The sequence below is a fragment of the Parabacteroides sp. B2-S-102 genome (assembly GCF_023656665.1).
Classification (GTDB): Bacteria; Bacteroidota; Bacteroidia; order Bacteroidales; family Tannerellaceae; genus Parabacteroides; species Parabacteroides distasonis.
Genome location: NZ_JAMOKM010000009.1, coordinates 190,594 through 206,623 on the forward strand (window position 1 = coordinate 190,594; position 16,030 = coordinate 206,623).

Genomic DNA, 16,030 nt, shown 5'->3' on the forward strand with positions numbered 1-16,030 from the left:
GAAAAAAGTGATTCTCCGGCAGTTGAGTTTACAAATTGACAAAATGCCAAGGTGCTTTTTTTGTGAGCTTATAGGAAGGGCTAGATCCGAAAACAAACCTTGATTTTAGAGAATGGCATGGGATAAATTCCATGCTTGTACGTGCTTTATTCCTTCTTTGGAAGGAAGCGGCAGATCATCGAGCGAGACAACGATCTTCTCGTAATTATCCTCAATGGCCTCTAACGAGGCATATTCCCGTTCGATGGTTTCTTTGTCGATTAGTAAATAAGTGGATTGGAGATAGATAACCCTCTCTCCTTTGATAGCGACGAAATCCACCTCTTTGTTCTTTATGCTGCCTACGTATATTTGATAGCCGGCCCTTAATAAATCTAGATAAATGAGGTTTTCTAGTTTATACCCAATGCCGTAGCCAAAGCCTTGATATAAATAATTGTTGAAACCTAGGTCATTGATGTAATACTTACAATTCCCGGCGATGGTCTCCTTTCCCTTGATTTGGTATTTCTCGACTTTATGTACCAAAAAAGTGTCCTCTATGTAACTAATGTAGGAGGCGATCGTATCATAGCTGGTCTTCCTTCCCGAGCTCTTGAAATAATTGGTGATATTCCGAATTGATATTAAATTAGATGCGTTATTTACCAGATAGACAAAAATGTCCTCAAGCAACTTAGCGTCTTTTATGTTTTGTCTTTGTATGATATCACGTAGTAATACGGTGTCTTTTAATGCGGATATATAATTTCTTTGTACTTCTGGTTGAGATAGATGGTATAATTCAGGCATACCACTACTTTGCATATATTCTAGGTAGTGTATCTTGTTATTTTCTTTTTGGGTGATTCCAAGAAACTCTGTGTATGAAAAAGGATAGATGGCAAATTCCACATAACGTCCGGCTAATAACGTGGCGAGTTCTCCAGATAGCATTTTAGAGTTGGAACCACTGATGAATAACTCATATTCGGCGGTATAGTCCTGTGAGTATGAGTTGGCGAAGCGTTCCCATCCCTCTACATTTTGGATTTCGTCAATGAACAGATAGATACGACCTCGAGGATTTATTTGTTTTAAGTAGAGATTAAACAGGGAATCAAGATCTTCATTGGTTTTCAAAAAATAAAAGGCGGATAGCTCACAGTTAATGAAGAATATATTTCGGGGATTTACTCCACTATTGGCGAGATGGCTAGCTAACTGACGAAGGAGATAGCTTTTCCCTACACGTCGCTGTCCTACCAAGACTTTGATTAATCTGTTTCCGGTGTAGGATAATATCCTATCTAAATAATCTTGCCGTTTATAGCCTGTTGGAAAATCGTTTCCACCCCATAGGTTATACTTCTCTAATGTCTTAAATCTATCGTCCATACTCGAAACTTTTGCGTAAAAGTACAAAAGTTTCGAATGAACTCGAAACTTTTCCCGTTAAGAATAGGATATACCCTCAAAAAAATAACGGCAACCGCCTTCCGCCGAAAGCCAAGTTGCCGTTCAAAGTTAGGAATAAGGTTTGGTTTGTTCCTTTGTAATGATTCTAACATTAATATGTAATGAGAGTTTTCTACATTTTATCGATACAAAAGTAAATGCCACTTGTTACGATTTGATTACGGGAGTGTTACATTTTTAGTAAAGGTCTCGCCAAATCGGTTGATAACCTTGATCCGTACGTCTTTGACTCCGGCAGAAGGGTGGCAACGGAATAAGTGCGATGTATGATATCCAGAAGGTTTTCCGTGCATGTCGATATAGTCTTGGTCTTCATCATCGAATTGCTCCATGCGACCTTTCTCTATGCCGTTTTCGCTCCATGTAACTTGGTAGGTCGGGTCCCAATCCCATACGTTCACCACTAGGTAATCCGCTTGTGATTTGAACTCATTCGGCTTATAAACCCTGAATTGATAATCCGAATCATGGCCGGTTGCCTTATAATACCAAGTAGCGGCATTCCCTTTCACCTCAACGACCAGATAACCGTTCGGGGCGCCGCACCGGTTTACATGGCCGGCCCACCAAGCTCCGCAAGCGGCTCCGATATTATGCTCGTACAGATTCGGTGTGACTTGGTTGTTCTCGAAGAAATGCGTATGCCCGGCGAAGATATGGACATTATAAGGGCTGACGATCTCTTTCAGGCTCTCAGCGTCCTCGGCGTTTCCTCCCCCTTTATCCGTCTGGTTGAATACCGGGGCATGTACGTTGATAAATACAAGTGTCCCGGGTTTAACGTAACTCAGGTCGTTTTTCAGCCATTCCAGTTGTTCCTTTCCGAAGCGTTCGTCATATTTCTTGTCTTTATAATAATCAATATCTTTTAAGGTGATGATATGTGCATCCCCGACATTGAACGAATAATTGTAAGGGCCGAAATGATCCTCGTAGATACGCTCCGCATAGCTCTCCTCGGTTACCTTTTGATTGGATAAGGCCGGGTAACGTAAGTCGTGGTCGTGATTGCCGATCACGGAGAACATCGGGATGCCTAAGACCGAGACCGCTTCCTTATAAGGAGTGAATAAATCCATGCGATCCCAAGTAATGTCTCCCAGCGCCATACCGTAGACCTCTTTTCCTTGGTAGCGCTCTATAGTCTGCTTCAAGTCGGGGATGGTCTCTTCACGGAAACGTTTCATCTGCCGTTCGTCGATGGTCTGAGGATCGGAGATTGCCAAGTAGACAAACCCGTCGATTGGCTGTTTCCTAGGGGTGAGCGTAAAATCATGTTCATTGATCTCCTTACTTTTATCAAGTTGCTGATAGAAAAGATCCGGTATACCTTTTGTTTGCTCGATCTCATAGTCACCCGGTACGGAGAGGTAGACAAAGCGGCTTTTGTCCAGATTCGAATCTAGGCTATATTCTCCCCGCTCATTTGTTTGCGTGAAATTATAACCATCCGTAACGACTACGCCTTGTAGCGGTTTGCCTGCCGTATCGGATACAGTGCCTCTTACGGTAGCGGCTTGCGCTATCCAAGTGGATAACGCAAGTAAAAGCGTGAATGATAAGAATTGTTTCTTCATCGTAATTTTTTTTATGATTTGAATATAGAATATGTTAGTTAGAATTTATAACGTACGCCGATTTGAATCTGCCAAGGGTTTCCGTTCATATTGGATACACCCGTGTTTTTGTTTACGTTATATACGTATTGCTTCTTCTCCGCGTCAAAACTCTTGATGGAGTAGATATTCTGCTTGCCTAGATTATGTCCGGCACCCCAGTCCTTGTTCAGCATATTCAGGAAATTGAAAAAGTCTATCGAGGCCTCGATGGAATGAGTCTTATAGATCTTGAAGTTCTTGTTCAAGCGCAAATCGAAAGTACCGTAGAAGCCATTTACGCCACCGTTACGCTCGGCAACCTTCCCATAGTTTTTACGGATATAATCTTTTACGCTCTTCTCCGCTTCCGGATTGTCCAAGATCGCTTGGATACCCTCACGAAGATATTGAGGCGTATTACTATCGTTCGGGTCATAGATATAAGCCAAGTCGTTGGATGATACGAAATCACCGTTCATATTACCACTAACCGCTAAAGAGTAGCGGGTTCCACCGATCCCGGAGAAACGCAAGCCTACGCTGATTCCCCAGAAAGAAGGAGCCGTACCGTAGAATACGACCTTATGGCGGAATTGGTTGTCCGAGTAAGTCATGGTACTCAAATCACGAGGATCATCTTTTACCATCAAGGCTAGAGTCGCTGTATTCGCTACGTTACCGTTGTAAGAGGTGTTATCCTTGGAATCGTTCCACGTATAGCTGAAAGAAAGCTCGCCATCCTTGAAATAACGCCAAGTTCCATCTACGACGAATGCGTATTGGTTGATTTTTCCATCGCTGATTAATTCCAGCACACGGCCTACCTTATCACTTTTACGTCCTTGCATCCAGTCGGTAGCTCCGTTCTTGGTATTGATACTCTCGGCGGGGACGAACACGCCACGATTCCCCTCGGCGGCGATACGGAAGTAAGGCTCATCCACCATATTACGGTCTACGTACATATAATTATGGCGTGCCCAGTTGGCGTAAGCACTGATACCTACCCGCAAGCGATCGGAGAAGAAATGCGTGTAGCTGGCGTTCAACTTATATACTACCGGTACACGGGCATCCTTACTATTCATATTGATCGTGCTGATCTTTTGGATATTCGGGTTGTTAAATAAATCAACGCCCGGAGCGGTAGAAGGATCTTTGCGGTATGCCGGGAAATTCGGTGTCGGAACCAAATTGCCTTGTATATCCACGGACGCTACCTTCGTACCGTCGAACAGCATATTGTTGATCATCGAATAGTTGTTTAAATCCGAGCCGAAGATACCGGCGCCAAGGCGGATAATATCTTGATGTTTATCATTCACGTTCCACGTGAATTGAACGCGGGGTTGCAACTGGAAGGTGGAGATTACGTTGTCCGTACGTAAGCCTAGTTCGTCATAAACAGTCTGGTTAAAGTTCGCATGGTTGAAATAGCGGGTATAATCCGCACGGATACCGGCCATGACCTCGAATCCGGTGAAAAGCTTCGTTTGTAATTGTCCGTAGATAGCGGAGTTCAAGGTATTCATCTTTACGGTAGGATCATCTACCAAGGCGATTTCCCGGGCATAGCGGTAAGGAGTCATATTCTCGAAATTATCCAGTCCCGTGAAATAAAACCGTCCGTTCATCTCACTGCCGTAGAGTGATTTCATATTGGTGTACATGAAGTCCGCTCCGAATGTATAGTTGATGCGGTCCGTATTATAATACATATTGTCTACCAATTGAAGTACATTATCCTTGAAATGTTCAGGAGCGTAGCGTTGACCTCCAAGTTGGATGGAAGTGTACATGCTCTTGTCACCAGATATAGATTCCACGTTCTCTACGATTGCTCTTGGGATATTAGAGCTTGGCAATTGCTTGTTCGGGGTCGTGGCCTCGTAAACCAAGAAATGTTGAAGCTTCAACTCATTAGTCAGTTTCGGGCTTAATACCGAGCGTAAGGTAGCGAGTAAGCTGTTGTTATGCGATTTGCGATCGATCCAAACCTCGTAAAGATTGATACTGGAGTTATCGCTCTCGCTCTGTTTATTATTCTCGTTGATGAAATTATTGCGAATGGTTAACAAGTTGGTTGCGTTCAACTGCCAGTCGATACGGGCGAAGACCGCGTTCGTCTGCTTCTTCTTACCGAACTCCCCGAATTGAGGCTCATTCGAGACTCCGTATTTAGTACGGGCGATATCCAGATAACGGTCTAGCGTAGATTGAGTGACATTATAGCGAGACTCGTCCGCCGCCGTCTTGATATCCGCTATATAAATCGGACGGGAATCCTGTTGGTGATCCCATACGACATAGAAGTGCGCACGGTCTTTCACGATCGGGCCTCCCAAAGAGAAACCATATTGATAGGTAGAGAAGTCGGAAGTCGATTTATTTCCCCGTATATCATAGGAGCTGGATAACCAATCGGCACGACCGAATCCGAATACACTTCCGGTGAAAGTATTGGTTCCTGATTTCGTGACAGCGCTCACGGTGCCGCCCCCGGAACGTCCGTTGGTCACGTCATATTGATTGGTTACCACCTCAAATTCGCGGACGGCTTCCATGGATATCGTATAAGCGCCGGAAGTCGTTCCGCTCGCTACGGTTCCTTTAGCCGTCATACCGTCGATGGTGTAATTCGTTGAGGATGATAATTGCCCGGCGATATTTCCTCCGCTACTCAATGGCGAGAGATCCATTAGGGATGTGAAGTTACGGCCGTTTACAGGAAGCTTCGTGATATTTTGAGCGGAGATAGATGTTGCCGCACCGATCTTCGGAACCATGTTCTTCAAGGAATTAGCGATTACCTCGACGGCTTGTATCTCCACCGATTCCTCCGCCAGCTTGAAATCCACTCGAAGCATATCCCCTTGGTTCAATGCGTATCCTGTCTTTTTCTGTTCTCCATAACCGATATAAGAAGCTGTAACGGTATAAGGAGAACCTAGCGGAAGCTGCTTGATGGTGTATTCTCCTTTATCATTCGTGATAGAGCCCGTGAAGAATCCGGTAGATTCATTCTTGACTTGGATCGTGGCTCCGATCACTGATTCCCCTTTATTATCCACGACCGTACCGGTGATAATGGCTTGCGTTCCTTGTGCGAATAGGAGAGCCGGTAAGCAATTAAAAAATAACAAACAGGCAAGTAACCTGCAAGTAATTCGTTTGTTAAACATCCTCATAACAATCTTTTTAAAATTAAACCTAAATATCTTTTACGGCGCAAAAGTAAGTGCCCCGTTTTGCAAAGAGATTACATCCGTGTGTAGGTTTAAATAAAGAAAAAAGCCTAATGAAGGATATCCATTAGGCTCAACGAGAAAATTATAAATGTGTCTATAAAGAAGAAGGTTAGTCCTCATCCAAAGTTTTGATAATGCTAGATGCTATCTTGGATGAACTCTTGCGGCTGCTCTTTCTGAGTTTATCCGGATTCTCAAGATTCATACAGGTAAAGAAGTTATTCCCCCGATATACCTCGTTTTTATCTTTATCGAATAGGGTATAGCTGACGATATGGAAAAGTGTGCGCAACGGTTGGTCTTGCCATTTAAGATAATGCTGGTTTAATACCAGCAGATAATCAGCGTCGGCATTATCCAATACCTTTTGTAACTCTTCGGTCGGCACGGCTGAAAGATCGGAATAGCAATCCTCGCTCTCCCCGTTCACCTTGATCTCATTCAGTACCTGTCCGGTCACTTGTGTAGCGTTTGCCGGGATAAACTTACAATCTCCGTTCTTTACGGATGCGGCGATATTCTCGGCGATGATCGTATTATACGTTTGGTCGATACTATCCGCTTTCATACCGGTCTCTTCGGCGATCATCCCATTGTAGAAATAGTTTGATTTCACGTTATCGTGCAAACCTACGATGAGAATTTGCTTCGCATGATAATTGTCACCTTCCTTCTTACTTTCTTTAGCGTTCGCTGCTATAGAAGCTACGGCTAAAAAGAACATAACCGTAAAGATTCTGATTTTAAATAACCTTTCCATGATTCTTCTATTAAATTCTGTGTCTATTAATTTCGAAGGCAAAGATATTAGCGGGGTGTTGCAGGGATATTACGGTTGTATAAAGTAATAGTTACCTATAATCCCCCTGTACCGGCTTGGATATTAAAATCGTGGATTCGTTGTAAAGTCTATTCTGCCGTGTGGATGAGTTCAATCAAAAGGCGGTTACCAAGAAACTTTAAGGAGATATAGAAACAGGGGTTGTTTTTAAGGTTCAAAGAACGCTAAAAACAACCCCTGTTATTTTTACTTATTATTCTCGATCCACTTGCGAGCGTTCACGAACGCCTCGATCCATGGAGTGACCTCGTCGTTCTCCTTACGGTCGGCGGGGTAATAACCGCACTGCCAAGGGAAGATCGCACGTTCGGGGTGAGGCATCATGGCTAAATGGCGGCCGTCCTTTGAGCAAACACCGGCAACGGACCAAGGAGAACCGTTCGGGTTGGCGGGATAGCCATCGTAGTTGTATTTAGCGATGATGTTGTACTCCTTCTCCTCGTAGGGGAACTCGAACTTACCTTCACCATGAGCTACCCATACACCCAACTTCGTGCCGCTCAAGGAGCCGAACATTACGGAGTTGTTTTTCGGGATCTCCAAGCTAACGAAGTTAGACTCGAACTTATGGGAATCATTGTGAACCATCTTATGCTTTTTCTCGTGCTCCGGATAAACCAAGCCTAACTCGGCCATCAACTGGCAACCGTTACAGATACCCATGCTCAACGTATCTTTACGTGCGTAATAGTTGTCGATCGCTTTCTTGGCTTTCTCGTTATACAAGAAACCGCCGGCCCAGCCTTTGGCGGAACCTAATACGTCGGAGTTGGAGAAACCACCGCAGAATACGATGAAGTTTACATCCTCCAAAGTCTCACGTCCGCTAGCCAAGTCCGTCATATGGACATCCTTCACGTCGAAACCAGCCAGATACAAGGCGTAAGCTGTCTCACGCTCGCATTGCGTACCCTTCTCACGGATTACCGCAGCCTTGATGCCGTTCGGAGCGCGGCGTTCGGCTGAGAGTCCGTAAGAAGAAAGCTTTCCGGTAAAGTCCTTGTGGAACTTGTACTGTACGGGCTGCATCTTATAGTTCTCGAAACGGTTTCCGGCACAAACGCTTCCGCTCTGCTTTACATCCAGTTTATAAGAAGATTCGTACCATACGTCACGCATATAGTCGATGCCGAAGTGATATTGGATGCCGTCTTTCGATACCAATACATGGCGCTCGTCGGTCGGTTTGGCGATGATGGCGAAACCTACGCCAGCTTCTTCCATCAACTTTTCGAATGCCTTCTTGTCCTTTACCTGAACCAAGATACCCGGATTCTCGGCAAACAGGATCTTCACGATATCGCTCTCGGAGATCTTATCCAAGTTGACATCCAAACCACCCTCTACGTTGGCGAAGCACATCTCTAACAGGGCGGTGATCATACCTCCCGCTGAGATATCGTGTCCGGCAAGGATGAGTCTCTTCTCGATCGCATCTTGTACGGCGTTGAAAGCGTCACGGAAGTATTCCGGATCTTTCACGGTCGGAACCTCGTTACCCAGCTTGTTCAAAGCTTGAGCGAAAGCGGAACCACCCAACTTCAAGGTATCGAAAGAGAAGTCTATATAATAAATGTATGTATTCTTGTCTTGAGCTACTACCGGGGAGACGATTTTCTTGATATCGCTAACCTCCGCACCTGCGGAGATAATCACTGTACCCGGGGCGATCACCTTATCGTCGCCATATTTCTGCGTCATGGATAAGGAGTCCTTACCGGTCGGGATATTAATACCTAAGCTGCAAGCGAAGTCGGAAGCGGCTTGTACGGCTGTGTACAGACGGGCATCCTCACCTTCGTTACGGCACGGCCACATCCAGTTGGCACTTAAGGATACGCTCTCCAACTTATCTGTCAGCGGAGCGAATACGATATTGGTCAATGACTCGGCGATTGCCATAACGGAACCGGCGGCCGGATCAATCATGGCTACCTGGGGAGCGTGACCGATAGAAGTAGCGATACCCGCTTTCCCGCGGTAATCCAACGCTACGGCACCTAAGTCGCTCAACGGCAATTGTAATTCACCTTGACATTGCTGGCGGGCGATCTTACCGGTTACGGAACGGTCTACTTTGTTTGTTAACCAATCCTTGCAGGCTACGGCCTCCAATTGAAGTACGTTCTCCAAATAATGGTGAAGTTCGGATTCTTTGTAAACAACCGGTTGATAAGATTCAGTGACCGTATGGTCTGTCATAACCGTTCTAGGCGGTTTACCGAACATATATTCCAGCTTGATATCGATAGGTTTTACGCCGTCCGCTTGTTCGAAGACAAACTTCATGTCGTTAGTAGTCTCGCCTACCACATACATCGGGGCACGTTCACGATCTGCGATACGTTTTACGCGGGCTACATCTTCTTCTTTCATCAATAAGCCCATGCGCTCTTGGCTCTCGTTTCCTACGATCTCCTTCGCTGAGAGAGTCGGGTCGCCAATCGGCAATTTGTTCATATCGATGTGTCCGCCGGTAGCCTCAACCAACTCAGACAAACAGTTGAGGTGTCCACCCGCGCCATGGTCATGGATAGAGACGATCGGGTTCTCGTCAGACTCGGCGATCGCACGGATCACGTTAGCCGCACGTTTCTGCATTTCCGGGTTGGCACGCTGTACGGCGTTCAACTCGATACCGCTTGTATATTGCCCCGTGTTTACGGAAGAGACGGCTCCACCACCCATACCGATACGGTAGTTATCGCCACCGATCACGACCACTTTCTCGCCCGGTTCCGGATCGCCCTTCAAGGCATCGCGCATATTTGCGAAACCTACACCGCCGGCAAGCATGATTACTTTGTCGTAAGCGTATTTCTTATCGTTCTCCGTGTGCTCGAAAGTCAATAAAGAACCACAGATAAGCGGCTGGCCAAATTTATTACCGAAATCGGAAGCGCCATTGGAAGCCTTGATCAAGATCTGCTCCGGAGTCTGGTATAACCAAGGACGAGGGTCTAGGACTTTCTCCCATTCGCGAGCGCCTTCCGTACGAGGGTAAGAGGTCATATAGACCGCTGTTCCCGCTATCGGCAAGGATGCCTTACCACCGCCCAGACGGTCACGAATCTCACCACCTGTTCCGGTAGCGGCACCGTTGAACGGCTCAACGGTTGTCGGGAAGTTATGCGTCTCGGCTTTCAAGGAGATAACCGTCTTGATATCTTTTACGGCGAAGAAATCGGGTTTGTCACCGGATAGGGGAGCGAATTGCTCTACCGTCGGTCCTTCATTGAACGCTACGTTATCTTTATAAGCGGAAACCAATTTATTAGGGTTCTCGGCGGAAGTTTTCTTGATCAAGTTGAACAAGGAACTTTCTTTTTCCTCGCCGTCGATGATGAATACACCTCCGAATATTTTATGTCGGCAGTGTTCCGAGTTTACTTGGGAGAAACCGAACACCTCGCTATCGGTCAACTTACGTCCCAACTTCTGGCTTACCTCGTTCAAGTAAGCGATCTCCTCTTGGCTTAGAGCCAAGCCCTCTTGTTGGTTGTACACTTCCAAATCCTCAATGTAGACAATAGGATCCGGTTTTTTACTGATCGTGAAGATCTCCTGATTCAAGCCATTGTAGATACGTTGCAACATCGGATCGTGATCCGCATCGCCAGAAGAAACAGGAAAATATTCCTCAATACGGGAAATACCGGTCAGGCCCATGTTCTGGGTAATTTCAACGGCGTTCGTACTCCACGGGGTAATCATTTCCCGGCGTGGCCCTACGTACCAGCCTTCCAATGTTTCTGATTGAACAGGAGTCGCCTCGCTAAACAACCAAACCAGTTTTTGAGTGTCTTCAGGAGAGAAAGCGTGCGCGGCCTCTACAGCCAGCACCGTCTTTGTTGAAGATTGAAAGAATAGAATCATATCGTTGATTTATTAGTATTTATCACGAAATAACGAATAAGCCTCTTTTAGAGAGTGCAAAGATAATGATTTCCCGTGAATTATTATGTCAATACGTTTTAAAAGAAAAGAGGGCGGAACCTCCCGGTCTCGCCCTCTCATGCCCCCTGCATAGTAAAAAATAAGAGTGTGTCTATATTCTACCAGCCTGCGTTCTGTTGTGCGGCTAGCGTGGGGTTTCTTAATATATCATTCAATGGAATCGGCCAAATAAAGCGTTTATCCGTGTACGGGATGAACTGTTTGCTGTTGCCGAACCATTCAGCTTTCACTTCTCCACCAACAACGAATGCGCCTTGGTTCTTCACATTGTTATATTCGATTTTAGCGGGAATACCACCGGACGGCAGCAAGTCGTCAGCCGCTAAACGATGAATGTCTTCCCAACGGCGACCTTCACCTTGGAACTCAATGCGACGCTCCCAAAGGATAGCTTCCACCAGTGCTTTCGTGTTGGCGAAATCGCTTGCCTTATACGTCTGTGTAGCGGGGTCGGCCAAAGAACGGTCTCTTACTTGATTCAATTTCTCCAATGCGAGAGTCTTGTCTCCCGCACGTGCGGCAGCCTCGGCCTCGTTTAGCAATACCTCGGCATAGCGCAGGATCGGGGCGTACTCTTCACGTGTTTGGGGATTCTGGTATTTATCACAGAAGTAATAATCGTCAGACGCACGATAAAGGACGAGGTTACGACGCTTGTCATCCCCTTTCCAGAATTTGGAGTTGTAAAGGGTAGGGGATGTCGGGCACATCGCACGGCCACCTTCACGGGCAGACATCATAGCGGACATAGCTCCATTTACAGATGCGTTATCTTGAGAGTCATTCGGAATGGAGAATATAGATTCCTGATTGTCTTTGTAAGAAACGAAAGGAGTGGCAGGATTGGTTTCCAGAATGAAACGTCCGCCTTCCAGTTTCTTAGCTTCAGTAACTACATTGTTCCAATCACGCATATGTAAATATACGCGCGTTTTCAATGCGATGGCGGCACCTTTGCTCGCACGTCCGATCTTATCAGCATCAATAATGTCCGGAAGCATGCTTTCCGCATTATTCAGGTCGCTTAATATCTGATCGTAAGTCTCCTTAACGGTAGAACGGCCTATGCTTTGTTGCTCAGCGAGTTGGCTGGGGTCGTTTACGGCTTTCGTGTAAATAGGCATACCGTAGTTATTGTTACCTTCTACGTTGTAGGGCAGGGCATAATGGATCATCAAGTTGTGATAGGTTAACGCACGTAAGAACAGGCATTCTCCTTTGTACTGATTCCCTTTCTCTTCGGTTATGACACCCGCCGCTACCGCGCCTTCTATACCTGCGTATACCGTATTATAGCGGTTAATAGCCTCGAAAGAGGTTTCCCACATCGCCACGTTATTAGCGGTAGTCAAGTTATAGGTTGCGGAATAGGTATAATCATAGAATTGGGCGGTTAGGTTCATATCTTCACCGCGCATTTCGCCTTGCAATATACTGGCCGCTCCAAAAGGATAACCGCGTGCCCACCCAAAGTCATTCGGATCTACGTACATACCACATTGTGCGGCATCGTAAGCTCCGACTACGGCTAACTCGCAACGTTCTTCTGTCCCGTATGCCGTAAGCTCGGAGAATTTGTCAACAGGTTCAAGGTCTACGACGTCGCTTTCGCAGGCGGTGAACACGGGTAGCGAGAACAGGGCTGTCCCTAACGCTACTACTGAAATGTTTTTATATAATTTCTTGTATAACATAATTGTAACTTTTCTTAGTTTGTGAAATTAGAATGTAATGTTCGCTCCAAAAGTGAATGAACGTTGCTGTGGCATACCGTTCCAATCTACACCTAAACGAGAGTTTGTCTCAGGATCCAATCCGGAATAACCTGTGATAGTGAGTAAGTTCTGTCCTTGAACATAGAAACGAATCTTTGTCATGTTCAGTTTGGATACGACCGCCTTCGGTAGTGTATAGCCTAAAGCTAACGTCGATAGTTTTAGGTAATTGCCGCTCTCAACGAAGTGTGAATCCGTATATCCATCATTGAATAAGGAAGAGGCGTCTCCATAACCGATTTTTGGAGTCATGCCGTCACCCGGTTGCTCTGGAGAAATCCAGCGGCCTAAGATTTCTGTTCCATTGTTGGAGAAATCCATATTGAACAATGCGCTTTGACGAGAAGCGTTCATGATCTTATTACCTCCGGAGAAGCGGAAGAATACATTTAAATCGAAATTCTTGTAAGAAACTGTATTATTCCAACCTCCGTACCAAGTAGGCATAGATGAACCTAATACCTTACGGTCGCTAGCGTCCAAGGAAGAAGCCTTGGAGACATCCGAAGGGTTGGAAGGATCATATTCCGCATAGTCGTAAGAGCCGAATGTGTCGAATTGCACTAATGAACCGTCCGCCTTACTCCAGATCGGATTACCGTTTGCGGCGTTTACGCCGTAATAATCATATCCATATAAAGATCTATATGACTCTCCTTCACGAATGATTGTGTAATTGTCTACGATGTCTGTTCCGCCGTATAAGCTCTTCACCGTGTTCTTAGCTGTGGAGAAGTTGAAATTAGTTTGCCAGTTCCAATCTTTGGTAGCGATGATTGTAGCGTTAACTGTCAATTCCATACCGGAGTTCTTGATCTTACCGATATTATCAAAATATGAGTTGTAAGGAATACCAGCGGTAGGTGCTGTAGGAACTTCCAACACCAAGTCTTTGGAGTTCTTTTGCCAATAAGCTAGCTCGAATGTCAGGCGGTTATTAAAGAAAGAGCCATCCAATCCGATATCGAAAGTCTCGGTTGTTTCCCATTTAAGCTGGCTGTTACCCATACGGTTCCAAGCGATAGCTGTATTCGATCCTGCTTTCTTCGCCCCGTAAGTTCCCAGATAAGGGAAATAATTCCCTAGGTCAGAGTTTCCGATTGTAGCGTAGCTGGCACGGATACGTAAGTCGTTAAACCAATCATTAATAGTTGATTCGCTCCAGAATTTTTCGCGAGAGATACGCCAAGCGGCTGATCCTCCCCAGAATGTACCCCAGCGGGTGTCTTTCGGAAGGCTGGATAAGCCGTCTGTGCGGACGGAGGCTCCGATATAATATTTACTATCATAGTTGTAATTCGCACGGAACATATAGGAGGCTAATCCCATAAACGTTTTACCTCCAGATACGAATCTCTCACCAAATGTGTTGGAAATGATATGGTCGGTGAAGAAAGCATCGGATATTTGTTGCACGGTTGCGTCCGTATATTCATATTCTTGATGGGTGTACTCTTGTACCGCTGTCGCCGTCAGATTATGTACATCATTGAATGTACGGTTAAAGTTGATTACGTTTTGCCAGTTCCAGTTCGTGTATGTGGTATTGATTTCTTCCAATAAGCCGCCATAGCCGTATCCGTCTCCTGATTCCGGGTTCCATACCATGAAATCTTTAACATTCGAGATGTCTAAGCCAGCTTGTGTCTTTAAAGTCAATCCGTCCATGAATGTGATTTCAGCCCATCCACCACCTAATACACGGGTATTGGTCGTACGGTTTACGTTATTGTCTAATGCCCAGACGATATTCTGGATACCATTATCAATATAGGAAAGGTTGCTTCCGCGACCTAATGTCTTACGGTTTTCAGCGTCGATATTGTAACCAGTAGGATCATCCGGATTGAATACAGATACGTTTGGAAGCATACGAGTGCCGGCGAAACCTACGCCACCCAATGAATTCTCGTCATTCATGACACCATTAACCCGGGTACGGGTCATCTGGCCATTTAATCCGATGCGTAACCATTTTGTCGCTTGTTGTGTCAAATCTGCCTTTAAGCTCAAACGGTTTAAGTCATTGGCGCGAATGATACCTTCTTGTTCCGTGAAACCTAATGATACATAATATTGGCTTTTATCCGTACCACCACTGGCGGATAAGCTATGATTGTGCTGGAAACCTGTACGGAAAATATAATCATTCCAGTTTGTGTCCGGTCCGTTCGGATCGTAAACAGCCTGTCCTTTCATTCCCCAGTTCTCGTATTTCTCGTTAGCGATAGTCACGAAATCTTTCGCTCCCAGAAGATCATGCAATTTAGCTGCGCTGGCTGCGCTTACATAGCCATCGTAAGTTACTTGAGTACGTCCCTTGGAGCCTTTTTTAGTTGTGATCAATACAACTCCATTTGCCGCACGGGAGCCATAGATAGCTGTAGCCGCACCGTCTTTCAATATTTCAATGGATTCGATGTCATTCGGGTTAATATCAGACATCGCATTGTAAGAAGCGTAAGCCATTCCTAAGCCGGTTTTTCCATCGGCGTTATCACCGGTGGCGATCGGCATGCCATCTACGATGAATAACGGCTGAGAGTTAGAACTGATCGTACTCATACCACGGATCTTGAATTGAGGACCGCTTCCCAATACGCCACTAGGAGTCGTAACCTGTACACCAGCGGCACGTCCAGCTAATTGAGAGTCGAAAGACGCTGTTGCCAAGTTGCTTAAGTCTTCACCTCCTACTTTAGATATGGCACTCGTCACATCCTTTTTTCTTTGAGTTCCGTAACCGACAACCACGACTTCATCCAAGTTCTGAGAGTCGGACTCCATCGTGACTTTAATGATTGGTTTTACTGCCACTTCCACAGATTTCATACCGATGTAGGAAACGATTAGCTTTTTCGCGTTAGAAGGAACATCCAAGGTGAACGCTCCGTTGTAATCCGTTACAGTACCGGTAGTAGTACCAGCTACTACGATAGAGGCTCCAATGATAGGTCCATCGTCTTCCGCCGAGATAACCGTACCGGTCACCTTCGTGGTCTGAGCCGTTGCGAACGCTATACTTGCGAACAAGCATAGTAATAGATAAGTCAACCTTTTCATAGACACATACTTTTTGTTTAATTTGTTAATAAATAGATCATTGTAATCAATTGTTGCCACTTAGTCGATTGACTTAGTTTCCGAAGAACT

The 16,030-nt window shown here is 45.5% G+C and carries 7 protein-coding genes; all 7 read right to left on the bottom strand.

Annotated elements, in window-relative coordinates; translation table 11 throughout:
* Window positions 1-105: 105 nt before the first annotated feature.
* The 7 genes from NBH07_RS13400 to NBH07_RS13430 all read right to left on the bottom strand — a co-directional run bounded on the left by NBH07_RS13400 (window position 106) and on the right by NBH07_RS13430 (window position 15,940).
* The gene (locus NBH07_RS13400; protein ID WP_087343644.1) at window positions 106-1,377 is read right to left on the bottom strand and encodes an ATP-binding protein; all 1,272 of its coding nucleotides are present in this window, start codon (window positions 1,375-1,377) and stop codon (window positions 106-108) included.
* 239 nt (window positions 1,378-1,616) lie between these two features.
* Window positions 1,617-3,035: a calcineurin-like phosphoesterase C-terminal domain-containing protein gene (locus NBH07_RS13405; RefSeq protein WP_156682330.1), complete on the bottom strand. Its 1,419-nt coding sequence runs from the start codon at window positions 3,033-3,035 to the stop codon at window positions 1,617-1,619.
* Between the two features lie 38 nt (window positions 3,036-3,073).
* Window positions 3,074-6,244 (bottom strand): TonB-dependent receptor, encoded by a 3,171-nt coding sequence (locus NBH07_RS13410; protein WP_156682329.1) that lies wholly within the window; start codon window positions 6,242-6,244, stop codon window positions 3,074-3,076.
* Window positions 6,245-6,413: 169 nt separating this feature from the next.
* Window positions 6,414-7,064: a hypothetical protein gene (locus tag NBH07_RS13415; RefSeq protein ID WP_008773859.1), complete on the bottom strand. Its 651-nt coding sequence runs from the start codon at window positions 7,062-7,064 to the stop codon at window positions 6,414-6,416.
* Window positions 7,065-7,331: 267 nt separating this feature from the next.
* Entirely contained in the window at window positions 7,332-11,021 is a 3,690-nt protein-coding gene (gene purL, locus NBH07_RS13420; RefSeq protein ID WP_146334411.1) for a phosphoribosylformylglycinamidine synthase, read from the bottom strand.
* A gap of 179 nt (window positions 11,022-11,200) precedes the next feature.
* Complete coding sequence (locus NBH07_RS13425) at window positions 11,201-12,796, bottom strand: RagB/SusD family nutrient uptake outer membrane protein (protein WP_005861296.1); 1,596 nt, start codon at window positions 12,794-12,796, stop codon at window positions 11,201-11,203.
* Window positions 12,797-12,823: 27 nt separating this feature from the next.
* Window positions 12,824-15,940 (bottom strand): SusC/RagA family TonB-linked outer membrane protein, encoded by a 3,117-nt coding sequence (locus NBH07_RS13430; protein ID WP_005861298.1) that lies wholly within the window; start codon window positions 15,938-15,940, stop codon window positions 12,824-12,826.
* Between the last annotated feature and the right edge of the window lie 90 nt (window positions 15,941-16,030).